8 protein-coding genes are annotated in these 8,788 nt (G+C 47.4%); 5 read left to right on the top strand and 3 right to left on the bottom strand.

The window, feature by feature from the left end:
• Positions 1-86: 86 nt before the first annotated feature.
• Positions 87-926, bottom strand: a complete 840-nt coding sequence (locus NSCA4_RS0100185; RefSeq protein WP_029609415.1) for a DUF4198 domain-containing protein — start codon at positions 924-926, stop codon at positions 87-89.
• A 303-nt stretch (positions 927-1,229) separates the two neighbouring features.
• The gene (locus tag NSCA4_RS15380; RefSeq protein WP_016686287.1) at positions 1,230-1,484 is read right to left on the bottom strand and encodes a hypothetical protein; all 255 of its coding nucleotides are present in this window, start codon (positions 1,482-1,484) and stop codon (positions 1,230-1,232) included.
• Between NSCA4_RS15380 and NSCA4_RS16235 the strand changes: the two genes are divergently transcribed.
• Entirely contained in the window at positions 1,408-1,923 is a 516-nt protein-coding gene (locus tag NSCA4_RS16235; RefSeq protein WP_100206312.1) for a DUF1440 domain-containing protein, read from the top strand. The genes NSCA4_RS15380 and NSCA4_RS16235 overlap by 77 nt on opposite strands.
• Here NSCA4_RS16235 and ppsR read toward each other — a convergent pair.
• A complete protein-coding gene (gene ppsR / locus NSCA4_RS0100175) occupies positions 1,847-2,668 on the bottom strand; it encodes a posphoenolpyruvate synthetase regulatory kinase/phosphorylase PpsR (RefSeq protein WP_016686286.1) in 822 nt (273 codons plus the stop codon). The genes NSCA4_RS16235 and ppsR overlap by 77 nt on opposite strands.
• 419 nt (positions 2,669-3,087) lie before the next feature.
• Here ppsR and ppsA point away from each other — a divergent pair, with 419 nt between their 5' ends.
• From ppsA to clpP, 4 genes are all read left to right on the top strand, one after another.
• On the top strand, positions 3,088-5,472 hold the full coding sequence (gene ppsA / locus NSCA4_RS0100170) for a phosphoenolpyruvate synthase (RefSeq protein WP_016686285.1): 2,385 nt from the start codon (positions 3,088-3,090) through the stop codon (positions 5,470-5,472).
• 235 nt (positions 5,473-5,707) lie between these two features.
• On the top strand, positions 5,708-6,394 hold the full coding sequence (locus tag NSCA4_RS0100165; RefSeq protein ID WP_255265244.1) for a peptidoglycan DD-metalloendopeptidase family protein: 687 nt from the start codon (positions 5,708-5,710) through the stop codon (positions 6,392-6,394).
• A gap of 331 nt (positions 6,395-6,725) precedes the next feature.
• Positions 6,726-8,036, top strand: coding sequence for a trigger factor (gene tig / locus NSCA4_RS0100160; protein WP_016686283.1), 1,311 nt, complete (start codon positions 6,726-6,728; stop codon positions 8,034-8,036).
• Between the two features lie 87 nt (positions 8,037-8,123).
• Positions 8,124-8,744, top strand: coding sequence for an ATP-dependent Clp endopeptidase proteolytic subunit ClpP (gene clpP, locus NSCA4_RS0100155; RefSeq protein ID WP_016686282.1), 621 nt, complete (start codon positions 8,124-8,126; stop codon positions 8,742-8,744).
• Positions 8,745-8,788 lie beyond the last annotated feature (44 nt).

Below are 8,788 nucleotides of genomic sequence, written 5' to 3'. Positions count from 1 at the left end.
TATTATGTTAAATTTATACTATCGTATCATCAAAAAGGTCGTCTGAAAACTTTTTCAGACGACCTTTTTTAATCTTTCACACTTAATTAGTGTTGATGATGGTGGTGTTCATGCCGTTCTGCCGCGCGTTTCGTTCCGATAGGCATGATCAATGTTGCATAGGATTTGTTCTCTTGGCAAACGCTTTTATCGGCGTAGTCAGCCTGATGGACGGCTTTGATTTTCCACAAACCTTCAATCAAAGGGATTACATTGACGACACCGTCTTTATCCGTTTTTCCTGAGAAACCTTGCGGCTCGCGATGGTCGTGTGTAGCCGCCAAATCCATTTCCGCCAGCGTATCCGAGCTTGCCATTACCGTCGCTTTAGCCAACGGTTTGCCTTTATAAAGCACTTTAACCGGCAGCAGGCCGCCTGCCTTGACTTCATTCGGATTTTTCAGCGGAACCAGTTCCAATTCATGACCAACCGGACGGGTCAACACGCTTTCATCCGTACCAGCTTTGCCCACTTGCAAAAACGCTTTGCCGAACATCTGAGCCTGTTCGCAATAAGTCGCGCCGGGCAGGTCTTTCAAGGTTTTCTGTTTCCAGCCTTCGCTGTTTTGCGACCAGAAAGTCGGTTTGTACACCGCGCCGACCCAATACGAGCCGTCTTTCAGGCCGGATTTGGAAACATATTGGTAATTTTCGCCTTTATTCGTCAAATCAACCGTTTTCCCAGATTTGTCGGTCAATTGCAGCGGTTTGAAAATATGCACGCGGTCGTCGGCGATTTTCTCAACATTTGGGAAATCATGGCTGTAACCCAAATCCGCTTTCAACGTACTGCCCGAATCCAAACGCACCGGAGCCGACACCCACAAATCATGCGCCTGCGCCGCCATGCTCAAGCCTAATGCGCAAAGTATCCATAATTTCTTCATGTTTCTTCCTCATATTCAATTATTTACAGGTCAAAAGCCAACGGAAAACCCGAAAAGCAGAGCAACCTTACTCTTTTTATTTTGAAATGTAAATGCTATTGATGATTATTTATAGTAATAAATCATTAGAAACCCATTATAGATGAACGATAGAAAACAAAAGGTCGTCTGAAAACGCCAAATTGGTTTTCAAACGACCACGTTTCTCAGTTCTTATCATGGAAATACAAGATATCTTTATTTTAACTTCTAAAAGTTCAGGATTTAACGCTTGAGTAACAATAGCTTTGAGCAAAATCAAGTTCAATCTGTATCTTTATCGACATCTTTATATAACTGAAATAAAGTTACATCGTTTCTCAAATATTCGTAAAGGAACACCTCATGGCGCAAAATAGCAAAAACCCCTAAAGTCATTATTTGGACAACCTTGATTGGCGGCTTCATCAGCTCATTGGTCAAATGGGGATCCGAAGTGAACATGCCGCCGCGCATGCCTGGAGAAATCTCTCCACCGGGGGCAAACATTGATGCGTGGTTGGGCTGGTCGGGTTTCAATCAACATTCTTTAGATTATATGTTTCAGGGAAATAGCATTTTAGGTGCGGTAACACTCTATCACTGGCTATTCAGCTTCGTGTTTGCTTTTGTTTACGTCGCCGGCTCAATTTATTGGGATAAGATGCGTCTTTGGTATGGCGCACTTTACGGCATTCTCATAACAATTATTATGCACGGATTCCTGATTCTGTTATTTGGATTCCGTTATCCAAAATATGCCGGAGGACTCAATGGCTGGATATGGAATCTTAATGCTGCCGAATTATATCGAGCTCAATATATGAGGTCGTCTGAAACATTTCTTCGCAGAGATTTCAGACGACCTTTTGCATTCAACCCAGTTATTTATCAAAAACAAATCAAAAACGCCGTTTCAATTTGCAGGCTTGGAGGATATGGACGGCGAGTTCTTCAACTGATTTATCCGTCGTATTAGTAAACGGAACGCCGTGGCGTTTGAACATATTTTGCGCATCTGCAACTTCGCTGCGGCAGGTATCGATTTTGGAATAATTCGAATTCGGGCGGCGCTCATTGCGGATGGCTTGCAGGCGCTCGGGCTGAATGGTAAGACCGAACAGTTTATCTTTATAAGGCCTAACCATGCGCGGTAAGTCGGTAGATTCCAAATCATCGGGAATCAACGGATAGTTGGCGGCGCGGATACCGTATTGCAGCGCGAGGTAAAGGCAAGTCGGCGTTTTACCGGAACGGGAAACACCCATCAATATTACATCTGCTTCCTGCAGGTTTTTATCGCTGACACCGTCGTCATGGCTAAGTGAGAAATTGACCGCCTCCATACGCGCATCGTAACGCTGGGTATTGAGGATACCATGATGTCCCTGCTTGGCGGCAATTGCCTCAGTATTGAGTTCTTTCTCCAAAAGCCCAAGAAAAGTTTCGAAGAAATTGATATGGAAAGCATTCGACTTTTTAATCATTTCCCGGATTTCATCATCAACGACGCTGACAAAGGCTATCGGACGCAAACCGTTTTCTTCGGCGTTACGGTTGATTTTCTCAACAACGGCACGCGCTTTTTCAGGCGTGTCGATAAAGGGATAGGTGTGGCGTTTGAATTCGACGCTGCCAAACTGATTCAGCAGCGCCTCACCGATATTTTCAGCGGTCAAGCCGGTACGGTCGGAAATATAAAACACATGGCGCGGAGCGGTCATTCGGTTATCCTCTAAAATTTAACAAGGTTGCAGGCGGTCATCATACCAGTTACACCTATCTAAATAAAGCCGACACACCCAAACTACATCAAACTACAATAAAATTAAATTACCAGCAAAACGCAATTTTTATTCCAAAAATTTCATGGTTTTGAAATTTTAAATTAATTTATAACCTTACATATTCTAATTACTCAGTCATTAATTTATTTTAAACCTTCTGTTTTACAAAGAAATAGATACTCGGAATATCAACTTCTCCATCAAATTTCATTTGACTACACGGCTGAAGACCGCAATTTTTCAGACGACCTGCAAATCACTCAGGACAGAAAAAGCATGACAGCAGCCGTTTGAATCGCTTAAAATAACAAAGCGTATTCGTTTCTTTTTTAACATATCTTGGATTGGACACACAAATGGCTGACAACTACGTAATTTGGTTTGAAAACCTGCGTATGACTGATGTTGAAAGCGTGGGCGGCAAAAACGCCTCCCTGGGTGAAATGATCAGTCAGTTGACTGAAAAAGGCGTCCGCGTCCCCGGCGGTTTTGCCACTACCGCCGAAGCCTACCGCGCATTCTTGGCGCACAACGGACTGAGCGAGCGTATTTCCGCCGCACTGGCACAACTGGATGTGGAAGATGTCGCCGAACTGGCGCGCGTCGGTAAAGAAATCCGCCAATGGATTTTGGATACGCCCTTCCCCGAACAACTGGATGCTGAAATCGAAACAGCATGGAACAAAATGGTTGCAGACGCAGGTGGTGCGGATATTTCCGTTGCCGTCCGTTCTTCTGCAACCGCCGAAGACCTGCCCGACGCATCGTTTGCAGGTCAACAAGAAACCTTCCTGAATATCAACGGCTTGGAAAACGTCAAAGCAGCTATGCACCATGTATTTGCTTCTTTGTACAACGACCGCGCCATCTCCTACCGCGTACATAAAGGCTTCGAACACGACATCGTCGCCCTCTCCGCAGGCGTACAACGCATGGTGCGTTCCGACAGCGGCGCGTCCGGCGTCATGTTCACCCTCGACACCGAGTCCGGCTTCGACCAAGTCGTTTTCGTGACTTCATCTTACGGTTTGGGTGAAAACGTCGTACAAGGCGCGGTCAACCCTGACGAATTCTATGTTTTCAAACCCACGCTGAAAGCAGGCAAACCTGCCATCCTGCGCAAAACCATGGGTTCGAAACAAATCAAAATGATCTTTACCGACAAAGCAGAAGCCGGTAAATCCGTAATGAACGTCGATGTTCCCGAAGAAGACCGCAACCGCTTCTCCATTACCGACGAAGAAATCACTGAGTTGGCACACTACGCGCTGACAATCGAAAAACACTACGGCCGCCCGATGGATATCGAATGGGGCCGTGACGGCTTGGACGGCAAACTCTACATCCTGCAAGCCCGTCCTGAAACCGTGAAATCCCAAGAAGAAGGCAGCCGCAACCTGCGCCGCTTCGACATCAACGGCGACAAAACCATCTTGTGCGAAGGTCGCGCCATCGGTCAAAAAGTCGGTCAAGGCAAAGTCCGCTTAGTAAAAGACGCATCCGAAATGGATTCCGTTGAAGCTGGCGACGTACTCGTTACCGACATGACCGACCCGGATTGGGAACCGGTAATGAAACGCGCTTCCGCCATCGTCACCAACCGCGGCGGCCGTACCTGCCACGCCGCCATCATCGCGCGCGAACTGGGTATTCCTGCCGTAGTCGGCTGCGGCGACGCAACCGAATTGCTGAGCAACGGTCAAGAAGTTACCGTATCCTGTGCCGAAGGCGATACCGGCTTTATCTACTCCGGCCTGCTGAACGTACAAATCACCGACGTTGCCTTGGACAATATGCCCAAAGCGCCGGTCAAAGTGATGATGAACGTCGGCAACCCCGAACTGGCATTCAGTTTCGCCAACCTGCCGAGCGAAGGCATCGGCTTGGCGCGTATGGAATTCATCATCAACCGCCAAATCGGTATCCACCCGAAAGCCTTGTTGGAATTTGACAAACAAGACGATGAATTGAAAGCGGAAATTACCCGCCGCATCGCCGGCTACGCCTCCCCTGTCGACTTCTACGTCGATAAAATCGCTGAAGGCGTGGCAACATTGGCTGCATCGGTTTACCCGCGTAAAACCATCGTCCGTATGTCCGACTTCAAATCCAACGAATACGCCAACTTGGTCGGCGGCAGCATTTACGAACCGCACGAAGAAAACCCGATGCTGGGCTTCCGCGGCGCGGCGCGTTATGTAGCCGAAAGTTTCAAAGACTGTTTCGCCCTCGAATGCAAAGCCTTGAAACGCGTCCGTGACGAAATGGGTCTGACCAATGTCGAAATCATGATTCCGTTCGTCCGCACTTTGGGCGAAGCCGAAGCCGTCGTCAAAGCCTTGAAAGAAAACGGTTTGGAACGTGGCAAAAACGGCCTGCGCCTGATCATGATGTGCGAACTGCCGAGCAACGCGGTATTGGCGGAACAATTCCTGCAATACTTCGACGGCTTCTCCATCGGTTCCAACGACATGACCCAACTGACACTCGGCCTCGACCGCGACAGCGGCTTGGTGTCCGAATCGTTTGACGAACGCAACCCCGCCGTCAAAGTGATGCTGCATTTGGCAATCTCCGCCTGCCGCAAGCAAAACAAATACGTCGGTATCTGTGGTCAAGGTCCGTCAGACCATCCGGACTTCGCCAAATGGCTGGTTCAAGAAGGCATCGAAAGCGTTTCTCTGAATCCGGATACCGTCATCGAAACTTGGCTGTATTTGGCTAACGAGTTGAATAAATAAGCTTTTTATCAACATTGAAAATCCCCTGATTGGAAACATTCGGGGGATTTGTTTTAACTATCCAACAGCAGATATAATTTGACTTTATTTTACGCTGAGTAAAATATGCTTCTAATCAAAAAGATAAAATTCTGCGACCATTTGGCATTGATAAAACATCTCGAAAGCCGATGAACCTTCACCCAGATAAAGCGTCTGAAGACAATTCATTCGCTGATTTTTATTAAATAAACATATGATGAACACCATTCCCTTTTTTCAGACGACCTTCAAACGACTAAGCCCTTTCTGCCTGACACTTTTTCTGGCAGCCTGCGCCGGAAGCAGTTCACCGACAGGTGCGGTTCCCGATGGCTATTACAGAGTTAAGCCCGGCGATACGCTATCCCAGATTGCTAAACGCCACGGCCAAAGCATCCATACCTTGGCATCTTGGAATAACTTGCGAGATACCTCTAAAATCGAAGTAGGTCAAGTATTACGCATCCGACGCAATACGCGCCCTATTTCCCAATCAAACCAACCAACGCAGGCTGTCGCACCGACCAACCGCCTAAACCTACAATGGCCTGTCGAAAACGGACGCAACTCCGTTATCAAGCAATACAACGGAACAACCAGCAAAGGCATCGATATAGCAGGTACACCCGGAGAGCCTGTAAAATCCGCGGCTGCGGGGAAAGTATTGTATGTCGGAGAAGAAGTACGGGGTTACGGCAAACTGATTTTAATCAGCCACAATGATTATGCGATTACAGCTTATGCACATAATGATGCCTTACTGGTACAAAAAGACCAGCAGGTTGCAGCCGGTCAGCAGATTGCAACGATGGGCAGCACAGACACTGACAGCGTAAAGCTGCATTTCGAAGTCCGTCTGAACGGCAAAGCCGTCAATCCTATGCCATACTTGCCCAATTAACATCCTCAAACTTCAAAAGGTCGTCTGAATGCTCTCTCCCGACTTTCAGACGACCTTTGTAGCTGCGCATAAGTTTATCGGAATGCCGCCGTCCATTTCCCATTCAACTACTTTTTTCCAAGCTGGAACGGACAGATGTGGCAACTGTTTTGCAATGATTTCACTATATTATCCAGTCAATCAAACATTGTGATATACTAACCAGCTAAATTTCCCGCCTTTTGCAAGCAACGGACGATAAAAGCCCCGATGGGTCAGAGCCGCTTTTGCAGCCATCATTGGCAAAAGGATTCCCATTTTTTTATTTAACACAACAAATTAAGGTCTTACGATGAGCGTAACTGTCGAAACTTTAGAAAACTTGGAACGTAAAGTAGTGCTGTCTCTGCCTTGGTCCGAAATCAACGCAGAAACCGATAAAAAACTGAAACAAACCCAACGCCGTGCAAAAATCGACGGTTTCCGTCCGGGTAAAGCTCCTTTAAAAATGATTGCCCAAATGTACGGTGCAAGCGCTCAAAATGATGTCATCAACGAAATGGTTCAACGCCGCTTCTACGATGTTGCCGTTGCCCAAGAATTGAAAGTTGCCGGCTATCCGCGTTTCGAAGGCGTTGAAGATCAAGACGATAAAGAATCTCTGAAAATCGCTGCGATTTTCGAAGTGTTCCCTGAAGTCGTTATCGGCGATTTGTCTGCACAAGAAGTCGAAAAAGTAACCGCATCCGTCGGTGATGCCGAAGTGGACCAAACCGTAGAAATCCTGCGCAAACAACGCACACGCTTCAACCATGTTGAACGCGAAGCCCAAAACGGCGACCGCGTCATCATCGATTTCGAAGGCAAAATCGACGGAGAACCTTTCGCCGGCGGTGCATCCAAAAACTACGCCTTCGTATTGGGCGCAGGTCAAATGCTGCCTGAATTTGAAGCAGGCGTAGTGGGTATGAAAGCATGCGAAAGCAAAGACGTTACCGTCAACTTCCCTGAAGACTACCACGGTCAAGACGTTGCCGGTAAATCCGCTGTCTTCACCATCACATTGAACAACGTATCCGAAGCCACTCTGCCTGAAGTTGACGCCGACTTCGCCAAAGCATTGGGCATCGCCGACGGCGACGTTGCCAAAATGCGCGAAGAAGTGAAGAAAAACGTAGGCCGTGAAGTTGAACGCCGCGTGAACGAACAAACCAAAGAATCTGTAATGAACGCGCTGCTCAAAGCTGTAGAGTTGAAAGCGCCTGTTGCTTTGGTAAATGAAGAAGCCGCCCGTTTGGCAAACGAAATGAAACAAAACTTTGTCAACCAAGGCATGGCTGACGCTGCCAACTTGGATCTGCCTTTGGATATGTTCAAAGAGCAAGCCGAGCGCCGCGTATCTCTGGGTCTGATTTTGGCCAAACTGGTTGAAGAAAACAAACTGGAACCGACTGAAGAGCAAATCAAAGCCGTTGTTGCCAACTTCGCAGAAAGCTACGAAGATCCTCAAGAAGTGATCGACTGGTACTACGCAGAGCCTTCCCGTCTACAAGGCCCGACTTCTTTGGCAGTAGAAAGCAACGTTGTCGATTTCGTTTTGGGCAAAGCCAAAGTAACCGAAAAAGCTTTGTCTTTTGACGAAGTGATGGGCGCACAAGCCTAATCATCTTCAAAAGGTCGTCTGAAACAGACAACTTGAAAGCACCAAAGCATCCCTTTGGTGCTTTCGCAACATTGACAGGAGATAAAAATGTCCTTCGATTTCAATAATTACCTCGTTCCTACCGTTATCGAACAAAGTGGTCGCGGCGAGCGTGCATTTGATATTTACTCGCGCCTTTTGAAAGAGCGCATCGTATTTTTGATCGGCCCGGTAACCGATGAGTCCGCCAATTTGGTGGTTGCTCAGTTGTTGTTTTTGGAAAGTGAAAATCCGGACAAAGATATTTTCTTCTACATCAATTCTCCCGGCGGCTCGGTAACGGCAGGCATGTCGATTTACGACACCATGAATTTCATCAAGCCCAACGTCTCCACCTTGTGCTTGGGACAAGCGGCAAGTATGGGCGCATTCCTGCTCTCGGCAGGCGAGAAAGGCAAACGTTTCGCCCTGCCCAACAGCCGTATCATGATCCACCAGCCTCTAATCAATGGCGGTTTGGGCGGTCAGGCGTCCGATATTGAGATCCATGCCCGCGAGCTCTTAAAACTCAAGGAAAAGCTCAACCGCCTGATGGCGAAACACTGCGGACGCGACTTGGCAGATTTGGAACGCGATACCGATCGCGATAACTTCATGTCTGCCGAAGAAGCCAGAGAATACGGCTTGATTGACCAAGTTCTGGAAAATCGCGCTTCTTTGCAGGTTTAAATGTCTTTGCAAAAATTAAATGTCGTCTGAAAACTATTTAAAGG

This window comes from Neisseria sicca 4320, assembly GCF_000193735.1.
GTDB lineage: Bacteria > Pseudomonadota > Gammaproteobacteria > Burkholderiales > Neisseriaceae > Neisseria > Neisseria sicca_E.
This window is presented reverse-complemented; position numbering and strand designations above follow the sequence as displayed.